Consider the following 19900-nt stretch of genomic DNA (forward strand, 5'->3'; position numbering starts at 1 on the left):
TCAAAAACGTTCAAAACTAATTCTTTTTGATGGTAAAAAATAAAGCGACCAATGAATCATCTTATATTTCTGAATTAGCCATACATGGCATACAGGAAAAAAAAGGAAATGACATCGTCAGATTAGACCTTCGTAATATTCATAGTTCGGTGACAGATTATTTTGTGATATGTCATGCCGATTCATCCACACAAGTCAAAGCAATTGCCAACAGTATCGAAGAAGAAATTTTTAAAGCCTTAAAACAGGAGCCCTGGCGAAAAGAGGGCCTTGAATATGCAGAATGGATACTGCTTGATTACATAGACGTAGTAGTACACGTTTTCAGAACAGATAAACGGGAATTTTATGGTGTAGAGGATTTGTGGGGAGATGCCGAAATAAAAAGCTATAAAAGCAGTGCCTAACTATAGCTCAATTTTTAATTACAGTGAGATTTAAAACAACAAATGGAAGATAAGAAATTTGATAAGCCAAAACCGATAAGAAAAATACCGAATAAACGTATAACCCCTAAGCCTCCTAAATTTAATTTTATGTGGTTATACGCAGTGGCAATAGCTGTGTTTGTCGGCGTAGCTTATTTCTCAGGGAGTAGTGGTGGTGCCTTAATTGATTTTAAGCGTTTTGAAACCGAAATGCTTAAACCGGGTGACGTAGATTATGTTGAAGCCTATAAAAATGGCGACTACCTGGTGGCCGAAGTTCATATAAAAAAGGATAGCTTAAAAAAACCGCAATACGCTGATGTTGTAAAGCAGCAGCATGCTTTTGGGGTAACCGGTAACGACCCTCAATACACCTTTACCGATGCCTCTTTTGAGAGCTTAAAGCAGTCAATTGCTAATGCGCAGAAAGATGTGCCAGAATCGCAAAAAATAGCGGTTAAATATGTGCCGCACGATAGCTTATTGTCAAACGGACTGGTGCAATGTGTTATCATGATCGTGGTGTTTGCTGTAATGCTGATGTTCATCATGCGCCGTATGGGCGGTGGTGCAGGCGGCGGCCCGGGCGGCCAGATCTTTAACATAGGTAAATCAAAAGCTACTTTGTTTGATAAAGAGGCCCAGGTATCGGTAACCTTTAATGACGTTGCCGGTCTGGAAGAGGCCAAACAAGAAGTTATGGAGATCGTCGATTTCCTCAAAAATCCAAAGAAATATACTAACCTGGGTGGTAAAATACCTAAAGGTGCGCTGTTGGTGGGTTCGCCGGGTACCGGTAAAACCCTTTTAGCTAAAGCTGTTGCCGGCGAGGCGCAGGTGCCTTTCTTTTCCTTATCAGGTTCTGATTTCGTGGAAATGTTTGTGGGTGTGGGCGCATCACGTGTGCGCGATTTATTCCGTCAGGCTAAAGATAAAGCGCCATGTATCATTTTTATTGATGAGATTGACGCTATTGGCCGTGCCCGTGGCAAGAACAATATCGTAGGGGGTAATGACGAGCGTGAAAATACATTAAACCAGTTATTGGTTGAGATGGATGGTTTTGGTACCGACTCAGGTATTATTATCCTGGCCGCTACTAACCGCCCGGATGTATTGGATTCAGCTTTATTGCGCCCCGGCCGTTTTGACAGGCAGGTATCCATTGATAAACCCGACCTGATTGGCCGCGAGCAGATATTTAAAGTACACTTAAAACCGGTTAAACTGGCCGACGGTGTTGACGCTAAAAAATTGTCGGCGCAAACCCCGGGTTTTGCTGGTGCCGAAATTGCCAACGTTTGTAACGAGGCCGCACTGATTGCTGCCCGACGTAACAAAGAGGCCGTTGATATGCAGGATTTTCAGGATGCTATTGACCGCGTTATTGGGGGTTTGGAGAAAAAGAACAAGATCATATCGCCCGAAGAAAAACGCATCGTTGCTTATCACGAAGCCGGACACGCTATTGCGGGCTGGTTCCTGGAGCATGCCGATCCGTTGGTTAAAGTGTCTATTGTGCCGCGTGGCGTTGCTGCATTGGGTTATGCGCAATATCTGCCTAAAGAGCAGTTCTTATATACTATAGAACAGTTGGAAGACGGTATGTGTATGACGATGGGCGGCCGTGTTGCCGAGGATATTACCTTTGGTAAGATATCAACCGGGGCACAAAACGATCTGGAACGCATTACCAAACTATCATATGCGATGGTTACCATTTATGGCATGAACGATAAGGTAGGTAACGTATCATTCAATGATACGCAGGGCGAATATCAATTCAACAAGCCATACTCAGAGAAAACGTCTGAACTGATTGACCACGAAGTTCGGAATCAGATCAACGCCGTTTATGCACGTACCAAGCAATTGTTGCTTGATAAACGCGGGGGCCTGATCAAACTGGCTGAAAAGCTGTTGGAGAAAGAGATTTTGTTCCAGTCTGATCTGGAAGAGATACTGGGCAAACGCCCCTTTGAGCACCGTACTACTTATGACGAGTTTGTAAATGGTGTGGATAATCCCGGAGCAAATCAAGAGGCGGCTGCACAAGGCTTACAGCACGAAGGCGTGGTTGACCATTCCGGAACGTTTGAAAGAAACCCTGAAGAAAAAGAAGCCAACCAGGGCGAATAAATAAAAGTTTAAAGCCATTCAAAGTCCTTAGTTTAAAGTTTTTTAACTTAACGCTAAGGACTTTTTTATTTTATACTATTTTTGACGCCGAAGCTCAATAAACCAACCCATGCGAGACATTACCACACCCAAAGAAAAGCTACTGAAGAAAATACGTCAGGCCTTGTTAGAGAAAAGAGATAACCCTTACCCAAACCTGGAAAACCTGCCGATGTATCCGCCTGCACCCGAGGATCTGGATGTAATGTTTGCCGAGGAGTTTACTGCCGTGCAAGGTCAGTTTGCTTTTTGCGAGGATGAGGTGCAGTTTATAGAGACCTTATTAGAACTGGCCGAGAAACGTAACTGGCGTAAAATATACTGCTGGGAACCCGGCTTGCAGGAAGTATTAAACCGCTACGAATTTCCGTTTTTTGAGACGGATAAAGACTTTACCCAGGCCGAGGTGGGTTTGACCCTTTGCGAGGCATTAGTGGCACGTAACGGCAGCATTATGGTGTCAAGCGCGCAATCTGCAGGCCGCAGGCTAAACATTTATCCCGAAGTGCATATTGTACTGGCCTATACATCGCAACTGGTAGCCGATCTGAAAGACGGTTTTGCGCTGATCAGGCAAAAATATAACGGCAATGTCCCGTCTATGATATCAAATATAACCGGCCCAAGCCGTACGGCCGATATCGAGAAGACACTCGTTTTAGGCGCCCACGGCCCTAAAGAGCTGTTTGTGTTTTTGCTGGAGGGATAACGTTAACAGGCGAGGCTTTATAACGCATACTAAGAATGCTCCATTGTCTGTAGGCGCACAATTCACAGAGTGATCAATAAAAGACTTAAATGTCAGGAAACGTGATCCAAACTGATCCGTTTTTTGCGACTATATTTTTAACAACCTTATTTTCAGTGTCTTGAATTTTCCGCGCGATTCAAATGATCCAACTGATTCACATTCTCGTGGATCAGTGAGCGGTTTATGTTTCTATACATCGTTATAAGAAGGAATGACGAAGCAATCCGCCATCGCCCAATCCGTAGCAAGATTTAGAGCGGACTTAACAATGTATGCTGACTGGCGGTGTGCAGATCGCGCCAGGCGCGATTGATCTCAGTATCAGAGCCTGCGGCAATTAATCCGCAAAGCGGATAAAGGCGATCAACAATTTCTCTGGCCGAGATAGCCAGTTTACGGCTGGTTGTGCTTACAGCATCTAAATTAGCACCACTTACTATGTTATTTTGTACAATGTCACCCCAGGAAATATCCACCGCCTCAAAAAACGCCCGACGCAGATTCTCCATTTCCTTACCAGCCAAAGCCAACGCTTCGATCAGAATAATTTTTTGGGATGGTGTTAACCGCGGGTGATTCATGCGGTCATTAAAAACATCGGCACACAAATCAATAAAATGTATGGCAATGCCCGATATGTTTACAGCTAAGGTCGCTTCTGCTAATTGCAGAAAGGGATAACGGTACAACGGCGCGTCAACAACCGCAGCAGCCGGATCAATTTTAAACGCGCGGTTCTTATTTACGGTTAAATTCACAATCTCAAAGGCATCGCTGCCGGTTGCCGCCATACCCATATATTTCCAGGCAGGGATAGGCACCACATCCTTTTTGTCGAAAACAAAGGGCAATATAAGTTGTTCGTCATCATCACCTAAAACCGGCTGGCCATTTTGGGTAATTGCGCAATTAGCCGTGATATAAGTGGCATGATGCACACCACTGGCATATTTCCAGCTGCCATTGATGAGGTAACTATCGCCAATAAGTTCTGCGGTACCACCTACCGCGCCACTGCCTGCAAGACAAACCAACGGATCGGCGAATAGCTGTTGAGCTAATGCTGCATTTATAAATCCGCCGAACCAGCCGGCGCCGCTGCAAAGCGTGACTACCCAGCCGGTGCTGCCATCGGCCCAGCTGATGGCTTCCTGCAAGTGCACTAAGTTGGATAATGTGAGCTGCTGCCCACGGTAAGCTTCGGGCATTAAAAGTTTAAACCAGCCTTCACAATAAATAATTTTCAACTGTTCAGGATGCAGCATACCCAATTGCTCAGCTTCAGCGGCGTTTTCTCTGATGATATTTACGTCATCCGGGTTAATGAAAACCGATGGATGTGACAGCTGTTTTTCCATAATTTAAGGTGTTGGTGCCTGGTTAGCCCCGTTTTCTTTTTTTAAGATCGCCCGCCATTCTATAAATCCGAAAATAGCTACGATAAACAAAAACAGCGTCAGGGCTGCAAACATGATCAAATGTTTATAGCACAGCAACGGTATAGCAAACAGGTTAGAAATATTTAATAATACCCAGTTCTCCAGCTTGCGCCTGGCCAGCAGCCACATACCCGCCCACGCGGTTGACGATACCCAGGCATCCCAGACGGGGACGTTTGAAGCGGTAAACTTTTTGAGTGCAATAGAAAATATTGCCCAGCCTGCAACTACTATTAAAACGGTTATCACCCATTCTCTTTTTGTGGCCCGGCTGATCTTTACAGGGGGTGCATTTTGACGCCTGATCCAATGTATCCAGCCATAAATACTCATCACGATATAATATAAGCTCAGTACTGATTCGGCATAAAGCCCCGCCAGCATCAAAGCATAAATACCAATAATGGTACCGGCTATTCCCGTTGGATAGAGGAGAATATTATTGACTTTGGCCAACAAAACCTCCGCAATACCTAAAATCACCGCAGCCCACTCCCAAAAGGTGGTTTGGCCTGCCTGCTCAATAAACAGTTGCAACCATTGATGTAAAAGGCTCATCTTATTATCTTAGAAGCATAGCTCCGGTGGTCCGGGGCTATGCTTTTTGTTAAAACTTCAGGTTCAATGATGCCAGGAAATTAACAGGCGCCTGAGCAAACCAATAATTGTAATTAGCAACCTTGCCTCCCTCAACCCCGGGGTAGGTTGCGCCGTCTGATTGATATTTGGCGCTGAATATGTTGTTGACCAGTAGTCCGATACCAATATTCTTAACACCTTTGATGCTGAAATTATAGTTCAGGCGAACATCGTTCACAAAGTAATGCGGCAATGCGCGATCATTGGATGAGGTGTTATCCAGGTACTGCTGACTTACATATTTACTGATAAATGCAATTTCGGCGTTGCGCACTGGCTGATAGCTGACGGTGCTTGACCCCACAAAGTTGGGCGAGTAGGCAATATCCGTCTTGGCGTAATGGAAATTTACCGGATCGCCGTTTTCATCAAATAATACCTGGTTAAAGTTTTTCACTTTATTAGTGCTCAGGGTTGCGGTAGCTGCCCAGGTTAAGGGTTGTGCTATTCGGACTTTCCCATTCAGCTCGATACCTGCGCGGTAGCTGCCGGCTATGTTGGTGCGGATGGCCTCGCCTACATCGTCCAATGCGCCGGTAAGCACCAGTTGGTTTTTATACAACATGTAAAAACCATTAATACCTGCAGTGAAGTTTGATTGCGCGGTGCGGTAGCCAAACTCCAGATCTTTCAGGTTTTCTGCTTTCGGGCGGCTGATGGGTGATGAGTTCACGAAGTCATTACGATTAGGCTCGTGGTTTGCTACCGCGATGGAAGCGTATACATTGCTATTATCGGTAACCTGGTAAGTGATACCTGCCTTCGGGTTATAAAAATTCAGTCCGACCTGCTGCTGTACATTGTTCAGATTTTGGTCAAAGCCCAAAAACGAGTAGCCAATATGGCGGTATTGCATATCGCCGTACAGCAATACATCGCCTAAATGATACTCAGCACGCGCAAACAGGTTGAAGTCTGTTTTCTTAGCTGTATTGCGCGAATATTCATAGTCCGGTTGAATATTAGTGCTTTGTTGTGTCCATTCTATGTTATTATAGTGCCGGCCCTTATATTCATTGTAAGCACCGCCGAGCGTAAAATCAAGTTTGCCGGATGGTTTGTAACTGAAGTTATAAGTGGCACCGTAAAAATCATTATCCAACCATAATCTGCGTACTAAATCGGTCGAGGCAACAGTCACACCGCCAATTATTACCGGCGTGACGCCGTAATCGCTCAGATTATCATCGTTCCGGTATTCTTCATAATAACCATAGCCGCGAGTATAATGCAGTGCCCCGCTAAATGACAGCAGCGGACTAATTTGCTGGTTATACAGTAACTGGTAGTAATTTTGATTGTAATTGTCAGTTTGATTTGGGTAATATTTGCCGGTGGCGTCTATGTATCCCAACTCGTTATACTTGCGGTTGCCATGAAGTACGCTGTCTTGAGGTACGCCGTCCCAGGCCTGGTGGGTTTGCTCATATCCGCCGAAAATATTGACGCGTACCACGCTGGTTTTGCCATAATAAGCCCCGCTTAAAAAGTAAGAGCGCAGCTTAGAGGCAGAACGTTCTATATAACCGTCAGAATACATATTTGACAACCGGCCGTCAAACGTAAAATGCCCGCCCAATAAACCGGTGCCTAAGTTGAAGGTGTGTTTAACCGTACCGTAAGAGCCGGCCGCACCATTGTACTCGGCATAAGCGCTGTCGCGACGGGTGGTGGTTTGGATATTGATGCTGGCGCCGAAAGCACCTGCACCATTGGTTGAGGTACCTGCACCGCGCTGCACCTGGATATTATCTACAGATGAGGCCAGGTCAGGCAGGTCGACAAAGTAGACGCCCTGATCTTCGGCATCATTTATCGGGATGCCGTTTACGGTGACATTGATACGGGTTGGGTCAGAGCCGCGAATGCGGATGCTGGTATAACCAACGCCTGCACCTGCATTTGAGGTTACTACTGTGGACGGCGTTTGCTCCAATAGATATTCAAAGCCGCGGCCTGTATTGTTTTTGTCAATGTCTTTTTTGCTGAGGTTGGTAAACGCCGTGGGTGAATTAGCCGATGCGCGGGTGGCGTTTACGGTAACTTCTTCAGTTACCTTATGGCTGCGGGTTAATATAAAATCAAGCGAACTATTGGCATCAACATATAAACTTTTTGTAATGGGTTGATAGCTCAAATAGCTAACCGCAATGGTATAATTGCCGCTTTTTAAATTTTTAAAGACGTATTTGCCACCAGCGTTGCTAACGGTGCTTAGGGCTAAATTTTGAATGGTGATGGTAGCGCCGGGCAGCGGATCGCCGGTTTGCTGGTCAGTAATTTTCCCGGATACCGAGAATTGGGCCGATGCCAGGACAGGCAGCAGCATGGCAAATAATGCCGTAAATAAATTTTTCAATTTGTGTGTTATAAAACGTTAAACCATCTGCACACCAGGGTACAATGCACAGTACACTTAACTTATTACCTCTCCCTACGCCGGCATTACCCGGATCAGGTGTATGTTTTGAATATGCAGAGACGCAACATGTTGCGTTTCGAACCGGATGTCATAAGACGCAAAACATATTGCGTCTCTACATTAGGTTAATCCAAAACAACGGGTTTGATCTCAGCCTGTCTTTCAGTTTGGTAAAATATGCTGCAGCGATATTTTGCTTTCCCAAAACAAGGCACCCCTTGAGAATTATATGGCAAAGGTAGTGTTTTTTAAGAGTGTGCAAGTCTGAAAGTCAGAAAAGACCGAAAGTTCTGACTTTCCGGCCTCTGGTCTTTCGGACTTTCGGACTAAAATGATACTTTTGCAAACTTTACAAAAGAAGTTACTATGTTAAGAACACATACTTGCGGCGAACTTAATATCAATAATTTAGGCCAAACCGTAACTTTATGCGGATGGGTGCAAAAATCGCGCGACCTGGGCGGCACAACTTTTATTGATGTGCGCGACCGTTACGGATTAACCCAACTGGTGTTTAACGTTGATACTGATGCTGCTCTGCGCGAAACCAGCCGCGCATTGGGCCGTGAATTTGTGATCAAAGTGAGCGGGGAAGTAATTGAGCGTACTAACAAAAACCTTAAAATACCAACCGGCGAAATTGAGATTGCCGTTGCTGATATAGAAGTTTTAAATGCGGCAAAAATTCCGCCGTTTTTAATTGAGGATGAAACTGACGGCGGCGAGGAGCTGCGTGCTAAATACCGTTACCTTGATTTGCGCCGCAACCCTATACGTAATAACCTGGTGCTGCGTCACAAAATGGCTCAGGAGATACGTAAATACCTGGATGATCTGAATTTCATCGAGGTTGAAACCCCGGTGCTGATCAAATCGACGCCGGAAGGTGCACGCGATTTCGTGGTACCAAGCCGTATGAATCCGGGCGAGTTTTACGCCCTGCCACAATCGCCGCAGACTTTTAAGCAGCTGCTGATGGTGAGTGGTTTCGACCGTTATTTCCAGATCGTAAAATGTTTCCGCGACGAAGACTTGCGGGCCGATCGTCAGCCGGAGTTTACGCAGATTGATTGTGAGATGGCTTTCATCACCCAGGAAGATATCCTGAATATTTTTGAGGGATTGACCCGTCATCTGTTTAAAAACGTTAAAGGCATTGAGTTTGATGATTTCCCGCGGATGCAGTATGCTGACGCCATGCGTTTATATGGCTCAGATAAACCTGACATTCGCTTCGGGATGCAGTTTGTTGAGTTGAATGATGTGGTTAAAGGAAAAGGCCTGGGTATTTTTGATAATGCCGAGCTGGTAGTTGGTATCAACGCCAAAGGTTGTGCCGAATACACCCGTAAACAAATTGACGAGTTGACCGAGTGGTTGAAACGCCCGCAGATTGGTGCCACAGGCATGATCTATTGCCGTTATAATACCGACGGTACTTTAAAATCATCAGTAGATAAATTTTATACGGAGGATGACCTGACCAACTGGGCCGCTGCATTTGGTGCTGAAAAAGGCGATTTGATGCTGGTGTTAGCAGGCAGTACCGATAAAGTACGTAAACAATTAAACGAGTTACGCCTGGAGATGGGGACCCGTTTAGGCTTGCGCGATAAAAACACTTACGCGCCGCTTTGGGTACTTGACTTCCCGCTGCTGGAGTGGGATGAAGAGACTGAACGTTACCACGCCATGCACCATCCGTTTACATCACCAAAACCAGAGGATATTGCACTGTTAGATACTGCGCCCGGCGACGTACGTGCCAATGCGTATGACCTGGTGATCAACGGTACCGAAATTGGCGGTGGTTCTATCCGTATCCACGACCGTGATTTGCAGGCGCTGATGTTTAAACACCTGGGCTTTAGCAAAGAAGAAGCTCAGAAGCAATTTGGCTTTTTAATGGATGCGTTTGAGTATGGTGCCCCGCCGCATGGTGGTATCGCCTTTGGGTTTGACAGATTATGCTCTATATTCGCCGGGTTGGATTCTATCCGCGATGTGATAGCTTTCCCAAAAAATAACTCGGGCCGCGACGTGATGATCGATTCGCCATCTACCATAGCCGATGCGCAGTTAAACGAGTTGAAAATTAAAACAGCGCTTTAACCGGGCGTAAATAATAGTTTAACCGGTTTGGCGTTATCGCTACAGCCGTTATTATCGGTAGGTTTGTGTAAATGCTAAAAAATGTTAAAATTTAAAGGCATCCTATTTTTTTAAGTATAGTTGCATAGAAAACGCATGAAAAGATATTTTTTACTACTTGTACTGGTAATTGCCGGTTTATCGGCTTGTCAAAAAGTACAAACAACCACTCAGGCCAAAAACCAGGCTGTGATTGACGATCAGAAAATACAGGATTATATAAAAGCTAATAATATTACTGCAACCAAAGATCCGGCAACCGGGGTTTATTACCACATTACAAATGCTGGCACAGACCCCAAACCTAATGCGCTGTCGACAGTAAAAGTTACCTATACTTACGGGTATCTTAACGGTCTTTCAATAGGCGCGACTAATGGTGTACAAGCTAAAGTAAGCGCTTTTATTGCCGGGCTACAAGCGGGTATCCCTAAAATTGGTACAGGCGGCCGTATTTTATTAATTATCCCTTCGGGACAAGCTTATGGCTCCGGAGAAGTGAATGGTATCCCTGGTAATTCAGTGCTTGTTTATACGCTTGATCTGGATGGAGTTACTGCAAACTAAGCGGTTTCTTTGGTGCGTTAATTGAAAAATATAAAATGAAAAGATATTTACTACTACTGGGTATATGTGCAGCTGTTACTTTCTCGGCATGCAGAAAAACAGTTCAATCGCCTTTTGATGCTTCTCAGCAGGCAAAGTATGATGATAAGGCTATACAGGACTATTTTCTTTTAAACCAAATAACAGATGTAACCAAAGACCCTTCAGGGTTATATTATCATATCGACACACCCGGAACAGGTGCGCATCCTACATCATCGTCAAACGTTGTTGTTAATTATACCGGATTCCTTTTAGACGAAACGCCGTTTGACGCACAATCCAGCTATTATTTTCAACTGGCTAATTTTGATATTGAAGGATGGCGCATTGGCCTGCCGCTTATAGGCAAAGGCGGTACTATAACCCTATATATTCCCTCTGGATTGGCCTTTGGCGAAAAGGGTAGCTCAAAAGTGCCCGGAAATACCTGCCTCATATACCATATAACACTGCAGGGCTTTTCTGATTAAAAGGCAATCCGGTTAGTTTACTTTCTTAAAATTGTAAGGGTCCTGCTCCACAAAGTCGGCCACCTTGACGCGTACACTTGTAATTCGGCCAGCCTGAACAGTGAACGGGAAAACCGTTTTGCCATAAATGGGGTCAGAAAACGTAGCAAAGAATCGATTACCGCCCACCGGCTGCATTTTAACAAACATTTTAGGGTGATGCTCAAAGCGTGCTTCCAAACTATTGCCCTCGCCCTGGGTAATGGTCATATCGCCATACAAATCATTGTGATACCTGCCGAGATACGCGCTGACCGGTTGTGCCGGTTGTAAGTTCATCATCACAGAGTCGCGTAGCTTTTTGATAACAGCCTGGTCATTTGATGCGCTGGCTTTATAAGATGCCAGGTATTTATCACTGTAATTTTGGTAAGGTAGTTTAAAGTACGCGTCCATAATTTCCCAGCGCAATGCTTCGTAAAACGAATTCTCGTCTGTATTGGTCAGGATGACAATCCCCAGGTGATCTTGCGGTACCAGGGTTACTGAAGATACATAGCCCGTTACACCACCGTCATGCATCACAATGCGATGACCTGCATAATCCTGCAAAAACCAGCCTAAGCCATATAGTTCATAATTAGTTTCGCCGTTTACATGGCGGATGCTGCCCACATAGTCCTGTGGTTGGCGGGTGGCTAAAATTGCATTTTCGGGTATGACCTGCCTTGCGCCTACTTTGCCACTATTCAATTGTGCCATTACCCATTTGCTCATGTCGTTAACCGACGAGCAGATACTCATGGCCGCGGCCATATTATCCAGCTGGCCGTAGGGGACAGCGCTAAGGCGTTCATCTATCAAAGTATGCGGCACAGTACGGTTAAATGATTTTGGCATATCGGCAGTAAGCGCCAGGGTATTGGTCATGCCCAGCGGCGCGAAGATGTTATCCTTTAAATATGCCTCCCAGCTTTTGCCGCTTACTTTCGGTATGATCTCGCCGGCAGTTAAAAAGGCCGAGTTAGTATAACCCCATTTGGTACGGAACGGATAGGTGGCCTTTATCTGCCCCAGTTTCTCCATTACCTGCAGGCGGGATAAGTTGCTGTTATAAAAGGTAAAGTCGCCCTGAAAGGTCTTAAAGCCTATTCTGTGGCAAAGCAAATCGCGAATAATAAGCTGATTGGTTGCATCCTTATTCTCCAGCTTAAACCAGGGCAGGTATTTGCTCACATTATCATCAAGCGAAAGCTTTTTCTGCTCTTGCAGCATAGCCATTGCTGTAGCTGTAAACGCCTTGGTATTGCTGCCTATCATAAAAAGTGTGTTCTCATCCACCTTTGCGGGTATTCCGAGTTCTTTTACACCATAGCCCTTCATCAGCACAATATGGTTGTCTTTGATAATACAAACGGCAACGCCCGGTATACGCCAGTTGGTCATAGCGCGGTTTATATAGACATCAATACTGTCTTTTATAAAAGCTGTTCTGTTAACATCCTGTGCATAAGTTAAGTTAGAGAGTAAAATACAGCAAAGCAGATAAATAAAGCTCTTTTTCATCCGGATAGTCAATTAATTAAATAACAGGTTCGCGAAGGTACTACTTTAACATAAAACTGAACCGGCAGATTATATGTTTTAGCTACAAATAAAAAAGCCATCCGGTTAGGTATGGCTTTTGGTTTAATCTTAAAGGCGGGGTTTAAAAATTTATATCATCTATATCGGGCGGCAATTCGTCGACCACCTTTTGACGTTGAAAAGTATCTGGTTCAAAATCAGTTTTGCGGCCCAGCATGGTAAAGTTCTCGGCTACAACTTCTGTAGTATATTTTTTTACACCCTCTTTATCCTCGAATGATCGGGTACGTAATTTACCTTCAATGTAAACTAATTTTCCCTTTTGCAGAAATTTGGCTGCTACATCTGCCAGACTTCGCCACAATACAATGTTGTGCCACTCCGTTTGCTCTACCTTTTTCCCATCTTTATTGAAAGTTTCCGAAGTAGCCAGAGGAAAACTTGCAACAGATACGCCACCTTCTAACTGGCGTATTTCAGGGTCTTTACCTAAATGGCCAATTAGTATTACTTTATTAATTCCAGACATAGTTTAAATTGTACGGCTAATTTACAAGTTTATTTCTAATTTAAAAAATTATCTAAAAATATAAAAATTACTTTAGAAAGAGGTAGCGTTTGTAGATTTTCTACTTTTATGAAAAACCAATTTGGCTTTAAACTGACAGGTTGTTTAGCTATGGTGATAAACCGGATATACAATTGCTGGTGGGTTAATATATGCTTTTTCACCTCGGATATGGTTGATATTTCCAGGGCCTCTCCGAAATAATTAACCGCTTCCGGATGGGTAATTAATTTGTTAACAGGAGCAATTCCATCTGTCTCAATCATAGGTAAATCATACATATTTGCCCATATATCGCTTTCATCGCGCTTGTTCATAAGGATATGCTCGCCGTCGGTATAGAGAAAATAGTTGAAATAGCGTTGTCTTACCTTGACCGTCTTTAGTTTCACGGGTAATGAGGTAGTGGCATTATGTTTAAATGCGTAACAATCCAGGCGCACCGGGCAAATCCCACAAGCCGGATTTTTGGGTTTACAGACCATGGCTCCAAACTCCATGACAGCCTGATTGTGTAACGCCGAATTTTTCTTATTAAGAAAATCGTTTGCTTTCAATTGAAACAGTTTTTTTCCCGCCGTACTATTGATCGGCTCAAAAATGCCGAGATACCTGGCCAGCACACGATATACATTTCCGTCGACAACGGCCTTGGCTTCATTTGATGAAAAAGAAGCAATGGCTGCTGCGGTGTACTCGCCGATGCCTTTTAGTTTGATAAGGTCGGCGTACCTGGTCGGAAATTTACCGCCATACAGATCCTGCACCATACGGGCTGTTTTTAACATATTGCGCCCACGTGAATAGTAGCCCAGGCCCTGCCAAAGTTTCAGGATCTCGTTTTCTTCGGCAGCGGCAAAGTCGGTAACCGCAGGATAGGTCTCGGCAAAGCGGTAAAAATAGGGCAGGCCCTGCTCTACACGGGTTTGCTGCAAAATAATTTCAGATAGCCATATGATATATGCGTCGGTGGTGTGTCGCCAGGGCAGGTCGCGCTTGTTTTGAGTATACCAATTTACAAGCTCATCAGAAAAATTCATAACAGACAAAATTAGGCTATAAAGTGCTTAATTGAATGGTATTTGTAAAGTTAGTGTAGTAGTTTGTGCTCTGACGAAAAAAAAAGCACCGATTATTTCAATCTTTCGAGATAAACCAATACTTTTGCAACCCCAAATAAGTTAAGTAATTACAAATAAATTAAGGAAAATCAGATATGACTAAAGCAGAAATTATAACTGAAATCTCATCTAAAACTGGTATTGAGAAGGTTGATGTTCAGGAAACAGTTGAGGCGTTTTTTAAAGTTATTAAAAACTCAATGGTTGGCGGCGAGAATGTTTATGTAAGAGGTTTTGGAAGTTTTGTCGTAAAGAAGAGAGCTAAAAAGACAGCCCGTAACATTTCTAAAAATACTGCTATAATCATACCTGAGCACTTTGTGCCAAGTTTCAAGCCGGCTAAAACTTTTGTTGAAAAAGTAAAAACAGGCAACAAAGCATCTAAAGTTAAATAAGGAAACATGAAAAAAAAACAAATAGTCGTAGCTGTGGCCGTAGTGGCTATCATGGGCTATTTGTATTCATTACCGGTAAAGGGTTTGATAAAACCCAGCCAGACACATGACACCGCTCCGGCTGCCCCTCAGGCAGCTAAAGCGGTATCAAATGTAACTGTCGAGACCGTATCTGAGCCTGCCAAAGTTGCCATTGGGCCTTCGCTGACCGTAAAGATCGAAGGTTTAGAGCAACAACTAAAAAAAGTATCGGGCGATGCTGAAAAGCTATCGCTTAACAAACAATTGGCTGCTGCCTGGGATGATGTAGATCAGCCCGCGCCGGCAGCTTTTTATTATATGGCTGTTGCTAAAAGTAACAATAGCTTTGATGCATGGTTAACATCGGGCAACCGGTTTAACGATGCATTTAAAATAACGCAGGATACCGCCGTAACGCCGGCCTTTATTACAGGCGCGGTCGAGGCATTTACCAACGCGCTTAAACTTAACCCGAAAAGCTTAGACGCTAAAACCGGTTTAGGGGTAGCATATGTAAATGGCGGGGCAAGCCCGATGCAGGGTATAGCTTTATTGCGCGAGGTGGTTACGCAAGACCCGGATAACATTAACGCAAACCTTAATTTGGGTTTGTTTTCGATGAAATCAGGGCAGTTTGACAAAGCAGTACAGCGTTTTAAAACAGTGATTGCAAAAAAACCTGACTTCGAGTCGTACTTTTATCTGGCAGAGACGTATAAACAGTTGGGCCAGAAACCAGAAGCCATTGCAGCTTACGAAAAATGCAAGCAAATGATGCCTAACCCGGTTTTCGGACAGCGCATCGACCAATATATCAAGGAATTAAAAAGTAATTAACATTTAAAAATTATTATTATGCCGAGCGGTAAAAAACGTAAAAGACACAAAATGGCTACCCACAAACGCAAAAAGCGTTTAAGAAAAAACAGACACAAAAAGAAATAAGCACTGCTTTTTAGCATCTTAGTTCCTTTTCGCCATTATAGGGCGAATACAGTATTGTTTTTTTACCCCTATAGTATGAAATTCGGTCCCTGTATAATACAGGGCTACCGGTAAAGAAATGGAGTAGCAGTTGATAAAAGAATTAATTATCGATTCATCCCCCAACGGGGCTACTATTGCATTATTACAGGATAAACAACTCGTAGAGCTGCACAAAGAGCAGGTTAGCAACAATTATACTGTTGGCGATATATACCTGGGCCGTATCAAAAAGATTATGCCCGGCCTTAACGCTGCTTTTGTTGATGTAGGTTATGAGAAGGATGCATTCTTGCATTATCTTGATCTTGGTCCGCAGGTGCAAACCTTGCTAAAGCTGGCCAAGCAGGTGCGTGGTGGAAGTTACCAATCGAAGCTTTTAGATAACTTTAAGCTGGAGGACGATATCAGCAAGGGAGGAAAGATCTCTGAGATATTGACCAAAAACCAGCTTATACCTGTACAAATAGCCAAAGAGCCTATATCTACAAAAGGCCCCCGCTTAAGTTCAGACTTATCTATTGCCGGAAGGTACGTTGTTCTGGTGCCATTCTCTGAGGTTATATCTATATCAAAAAAGATAAAGAGTAATACGGAGCGCACCCGTCTGCGCAAAATTATCGAAAGCATTAAGCCTAAAAACTTTGGTGTTATTATCCGTACGGTGTCAGAGGGCAAGGGTGTTGCAGAAATGCAAAAAGACCTGCTCGACCTGATATCAAAATGGGAAGCCTTTATTACCCGCCTGCCACAGGTTGAGCCGGGAAAAAAAGTTTTAGGCGAGATTGGACGTACTTCAACCATTCTTCGCGACATTTTAAACCCCGACTTCCAGCATATTTATCTGAACGATAGTACGCTGTATGAAGAGGTTAAGCAGTATGTAAAAGATATTTCTCCTGACCTGGAAAATATCGTGCGTATGCACAAGCACAAAGAGCCTTTGTTTGAACACTTCGGTGTCGACAAACAAATTAAAGGCGCCTTTGGTAAAACGGTAAACTTAGCCGGCGGTGCTTATTTAGTAATTGAGCACACCGAGGCTTTGCATGTTATCGACGTAAACAGCGGTAACCGTACAGCCAACAAAGAGAACCAGGAAGAAAACGCGTTCCAGGTAAACCGCGAGGCGGCAAAAGAAATTGCCCGCCAGCTGCGTTTACGCGATATGGGCGGCATTGTAGTGATCGATTTCATCGATATGCACAAGCCAACCAACCGCAAAGAACTGTTTGATTACCTGCGTACAGAGATGTCGCTCGATCGCGCTAAACATACCATTTTGCCGCCAAGCAAGTTTGGATTGGTACAAATTACCCGCCAGCGTGTAAGGCCCGAAATGAACATAGTTACTACCGAAGTTTGCCCCGCCTGCCATGGCACAGGCACCATTCGCCCAAGTATTTTATTGCTTGACGATATCGAGAATAACTTTAACTATGTGCTGACCGAGCAAAATGAAAAAGGCATTACGCTTTGCGTGCATCCGTACATTGAGGCCTACATCCGCCAGGGAATTGTAAACCGGCAGATGAAATGGTTCTTTAAGTATGGACAGTGGATCAAAGTAAAAAGCAACCCGGCCTACCAGATCACCGAGTTCCGCTTTTTCTCATCAAAAGACGAAGAAATTAAATTGTAATAGTAGAATTTATGAACGGAAAAGAGCCGCTACGGGATGTAGCGGCTCTTTTTCGTTTAAAAGGTTTTAGCGATAGTAATTTAAATCGCCGTTAAGCCTAAAATCATGCTTTTGCTCGTCGGGCTGTAGTTTTAGGTTTTGTGTTAATATACGAATATAACTAAGCAGCCCATCAATAATGCCGGGTAGTATCATCGCATTTATTTTTAGAGTATTATTATTATTGTATGCTATAACCAGATTGTACTCAAAACCATGCGACGCTCTAACAATACTCTTCCAATTTTGCAATTGCTTAATTTCGCTGTGTTGCAATAGGTAATTGATGCTATCTAGTTGTGGTTCACTTAACTTCCCTTTGAAGTAGCCGATATGAGCGGCGTTACTGTCCAGGATCTTTTTTAAGTAGTAATTACCGTCGTTTTCAATATTGATAGTACATTGCTCATATTTTGTAGCATTAGGATATACCGGTTCGCCGTAACCACCGTAGTCAAAATGAATGCTGCTGAATTTTATAGCCGGGTCATTAACGTAATCTATATTTTTTAGGACATAGGTAGTAAGCGGAATAGCGTGCTTTGCATCGTCATTTACAGGGGTTAAACTAAGTGTCTTGTTTCCATTTTGCGACAGAATAAACTTGTATATCATGTGCCGTCTGGGCTTGTCCCAGAGGAGCGAATCGATCACCACCAAAGTATCTTTTGATTGATAATACCTCAAATCGGCCTCCATGAACTGAGGATATGATTTAAAAGATTGGTCAAGTTCCCAGCTTATCCGGTTTTTATCAAAAAAGCGCAGAGTGCCAGAATTGCCTGACACCCAAGTTATGGACTGAAAGCGTTTTTGCTGGGCTTGAACAGTACATGCCAGTAGCACAAAAACAACAATCAGAATTTTTTTCATACTTAAAGTTAAAGTATCTGACGCAGACTTAGGTATAAATTTCGAATAAGTCTGTGCGTTTTTTTGGGGCATTCTTCCGCCTGGTATGAAATCTTAATTCGGTCGAGGAAGTGTTTTGCCTCGATCGTGTTTAGTAACATGCCAAAACGCCCTACGCTGTCCGAAGTTTGTAACTTTTACGATTATAGTTTTACACTAAGCTAACTAAAATAACTCCACCAGTCGCTCCAAAGCCATACCGCGCGAGCCTTTGATCAGTATTGTTGAGTTTTTTATCGGCGATAATTTTAGCGCTCCGATAGCGTCATCAGCGGTTTCATAAAATGCGGCCGCCTTGCCTTCGGCGATGGCTTTTTGTGCCGAAAATTCTTTACCAATGAAAATGCGCTCATCAACCGGGGTAGCCAGGGCTTTTTCGATGATGCCTTTATGCTCGGCAGCGGCTTCGGCGCCCATCTCGAACATATCGCCCAAAATCAAAACCTTGCGGGCCGCGGTTATTTTGCCGATGTTCTCGATTGCGACAGCCATGCTGCTTGGGTTAGCGTTGTAGTAATCGCAGATCAATGTGTTGGTTGCCGTTTGTACAACTTGCGAGCGGTTATTTTTAGGTTGATAACCTTCAATCCCGGCATTGATCTCGGCAGCAGACAATTTAAAATACAGCCCGATGCTGATTGCCGCCAGGATATTGTCCAGATTGTAGGCGCCGGTTAACTGGGTTTTAACTGAATATTCTTCGCCGTTGGTATTATTAGTCCACCGTAGCGAAAGCAGCGGTGCGTTTTCAGTGATCTCGCCGCTTACCAGGTCGTCTAACTGGTCGCCATAAAATACCGGCTGTGCTGTAAACTTACGTGTCCCCTGCATCGACATCAAAATAGGGTTATTGCTGTTGATAAAAGCCACTCCGTTATTCGGTGCCAGGAAATCGTACAATTCGCCTTTGGCAATTTTCACGCCCTCAATGCTGCCAAAACCTTCCAGGTGTGCTTTGCCTACATTGGTAATAAGGCCGTGCGTAGGTTGCGATATGCTGCACAGCAGTTCTATTTCTTTGATATGATTGGCTCCCATTTCTATCACCGCCATTTTATGCTCGTTCGTAATGCCCAAAATGGTCAGCGGAACACCGATATGGTTATTCAGGTTCCCTTGCGTAGCCACCGTGTTAAAATGCTGCGACAGCACCGCGTTAATGAGCTCCTTGGTAGTTGTTTTGCCGTTGGTGCCGGTAAGCCCCACAACGGGGATAGTCAACTGGCGGCGATGGTGACGGGCAAGATCCTGCAGGGCGGTAAGCACATCATTAACCAACAAGCATTTATCATTGGCCCGATACTGCGCATTGTCAATCACCGCATAGGCTGCGCCTGCTTCCAACGCTTGCTGCGCAAAGGTATTTGCATCAAATTTATCGCCTTTTAAGGCAAAGAACATGCTGCCGGGCGTAATCTTACGGGTATCGGTAGCGATAACCGGGTGTTGCAGGTAAATGTGGTATAGTTGTTCGGTTGTGGTCATTGTTTAATTAGCGAATGAGCGAATTAATAAATTATTCTCGTTTTTGTTATTTCCCGCTATCGGTCGGGATGACAAAAATA

At 44.1% G+C, this 19900-nt stretch carries 17 protein-coding genes; 9 read left to right on the forward strand and 8 right to left on the reverse strand.

The features are described 5' to 3' along the window. Positions 1–29 precede the first annotated feature (29 nt). From rsfS to ABD772_RS13190, 3 genes are all read left to right on the forward strand, one after another. Positions 30–407: a ribosome silencing factor gene (gene rsfS, locus ABD772_RS13180; protein ID WP_345105179.1), complete on the forward strand. Its 378-nt coding sequence runs from the start codon at positions 30–32 to the stop codon at positions 405–407. A 42-nt stretch (positions 408–449) separates the two neighbouring features. After that, the gene (gene ftsH, locus ABD772_RS13185) at positions 450–2567 is read left to right on the forward strand and encodes an ATP-dependent zinc metalloprotease FtsH (RefSeq protein ID WP_345105182.1); all 2118 of its coding nucleotides are present in this window, start codon (positions 450–452) and stop codon (positions 2565–2567) included. A gap of 109 nt (positions 2568–2676) precedes the next feature. Continuing rightward, entirely contained in the window at positions 2677–3315 is a 639-nt protein-coding gene (locus ABD772_RS13190; protein ID WP_345105185.1) for a LutC/YkgG family protein, read from the forward strand. A 293-nt stretch (positions 3316–3608) separates the two neighbouring features. On the opposite strand, the gene ABD772_RS13195 is transcribed toward ABD772_RS13190, so the two are convergent. Genes ABD772_RS13195 through ABD772_RS13205 form a run of 3 tightly spaced genes read right to left on the reverse strand, consistent with a single transcriptional unit; the run spans position 3609 to position 7794 of the window. Further along, entirely contained in the window at positions 3609–4715 is a 1107-nt protein-coding gene (locus ABD772_RS13195; RefSeq protein WP_345105188.1) for an acyl-CoA dehydrogenase family protein, read from the reverse strand. Between the two features lie 3 nt (positions 4716–4718). After that, positions 4719–5354: a nicotinamide riboside transporter PnuC gene (gene pnuC, locus ABD772_RS13200; RefSeq protein ID WP_345105190.1), complete on the reverse strand. Its 636-nt coding sequence runs from the start codon at positions 5352–5354 to the stop codon at positions 4719–4721. A gap of 49 nt (positions 5355–5403) precedes the next feature. After that, a complete protein-coding gene (locus ABD772_RS13205) occupies positions 5404–7794 on the reverse strand; it encodes a TonB-dependent receptor (protein WP_345105193.1) in 2391 nt (796 codons plus the stop codon). A 429-nt stretch (positions 7795–8223) separates the two neighbouring features. Here ABD772_RS13205 and aspS point away from each other — a divergent pair, with 429 nt between their 5' ends. The 3 genes from aspS to ABD772_RS13220 all read left to right on the forward strand — a co-directional run bounded on the left by aspS (position 8224) and on the right by ABD772_RS13220 (position 11087). Continuing rightward, a complete protein-coding gene (gene aspS / locus ABD772_RS13210; protein WP_345105196.1) occupies positions 8224–9969 on the forward strand; it encodes an aspartate--tRNA ligase in 1746 nt (581 codons plus the stop codon). A 135-nt stretch (positions 9970–10104) separates the two neighbouring features. Next, entirely contained in the window at positions 10105–10575 is a 471-nt protein-coding gene (locus tag ABD772_RS13215) for an FKBP-type peptidyl-prolyl cis-trans isomerase (RefSeq protein ID WP_345105199.1), read from the forward strand. A 35-nt stretch (positions 10576–10610) separates the two neighbouring features. Beyond that, complete coding sequence (locus ABD772_RS13220) at positions 10611–11087, forward strand: FKBP-type peptidyl-prolyl cis-trans isomerase (RefSeq protein ID WP_345105202.1); 477 nt, start codon at positions 10611–10613, stop codon at positions 11085–11087. A gap of 12 nt (positions 11088–11099) precedes the next feature. Here the strand turns inward: ABD772_RS13220 and ABD772_RS13225 are convergent, their stop codons facing one another. The 3 genes from ABD772_RS13225 to mutY form a co-directional block, all read right to left on the reverse strand. Further along, on the reverse strand, positions 11100–12632 hold the full coding sequence (locus ABD772_RS13225) for a serine hydrolase (protein ID WP_345105205.1): 1533 nt from the start codon (positions 12630–12632) through the stop codon (positions 11100–11102). A 142-nt stretch (positions 12633–12774) separates the two neighbouring features. Beyond that, a complete protein-coding gene (locus tag ABD772_RS13230) occupies positions 12775–13182 on the reverse strand; it encodes a single-stranded DNA-binding protein (RefSeq protein ID WP_345105208.1) in 408 nt (135 codons plus the stop codon). A gap of 35 nt (positions 13183–13217) precedes the next feature. Further along, on the reverse strand, positions 13218–14261 hold the full coding sequence (gene mutY, locus ABD772_RS13235) for an A/G-specific adenine glycosylase (protein ID WP_345105210.1): 1044 nt from the start codon (positions 14259–14261) through the stop codon (positions 13218–13220). 176 nt (positions 14262–14437) lie between these two features. On the opposite strand from mutY, the gene ABD772_RS13240 reads away from it, so the two are divergent. The 3 genes from ABD772_RS13240 (at position 14438) to ABD772_RS13255 (ending at position 17384) form a co-directional block, all read left to right on the forward strand. Further along, the gene (locus ABD772_RS13240; protein ID WP_345105212.1) at positions 14438–14737 is read left to right on the forward strand and encodes an HU family DNA-binding protein; all 300 of its coding nucleotides are present in this window, start codon (positions 14438–14440) and stop codon (positions 14735–14737) included. A 6-nt stretch (positions 14738–14743) separates the two neighbouring features. Continuing rightward, positions 14744–15595, forward strand: a complete 852-nt coding sequence (locus ABD772_RS13245) for a tetratricopeptide repeat protein (RefSeq protein WP_345105215.1) — start codon at positions 14744–14746, stop codon at positions 15593–15595. 238 nt (positions 15596–15833) lie between these two features. Further along, complete coding sequence (locus tag ABD772_RS13255) at positions 15834–17384, forward strand: Rne/Rng family ribonuclease (RefSeq protein WP_345105218.1); 1551 nt, start codon at positions 15834–15836, stop codon at positions 17382–17384. A 66-nt stretch (positions 17385–17450) separates the two neighbouring features. Here ABD772_RS13255 and ABD772_RS13260 read toward each other — a convergent pair whose 3' ends face one another. Both ABD772_RS13260 and ABD772_RS13265 read right to left on the reverse strand, forming a co-directional pair. Then, the gene (locus tag ABD772_RS13260) at positions 17451–18296 is read right to left on the reverse strand and encodes a hypothetical protein (RefSeq protein ID WP_345105220.1); all 846 of its coding nucleotides are present in this window, start codon (positions 18294–18296) and stop codon (positions 17451–17453) included. Between the two features lie 204 nt (positions 18297–18500). Continuing rightward, complete coding sequence (locus ABD772_RS13265) at positions 18501–19820, reverse strand: UDP-N-acetylmuramoyl-tripeptide--D-alanyl-D-alanine ligase (protein WP_345105223.1); 1320 nt, start codon at positions 19818–19820, stop codon at positions 18501–18503. Positions 19821–19900 lie beyond the last annotated feature (80 nt).

Source organism: Mucilaginibacter panaciglaebae, assembly GCF_039539265.1.
In the GTDB taxonomy this organism is placed as follows: Bacteria; Bacteroidota; Bacteroidia; order Sphingobacteriales; family Sphingobacteriaceae; genus Mucilaginibacter; species Mucilaginibacter panaciglaebae.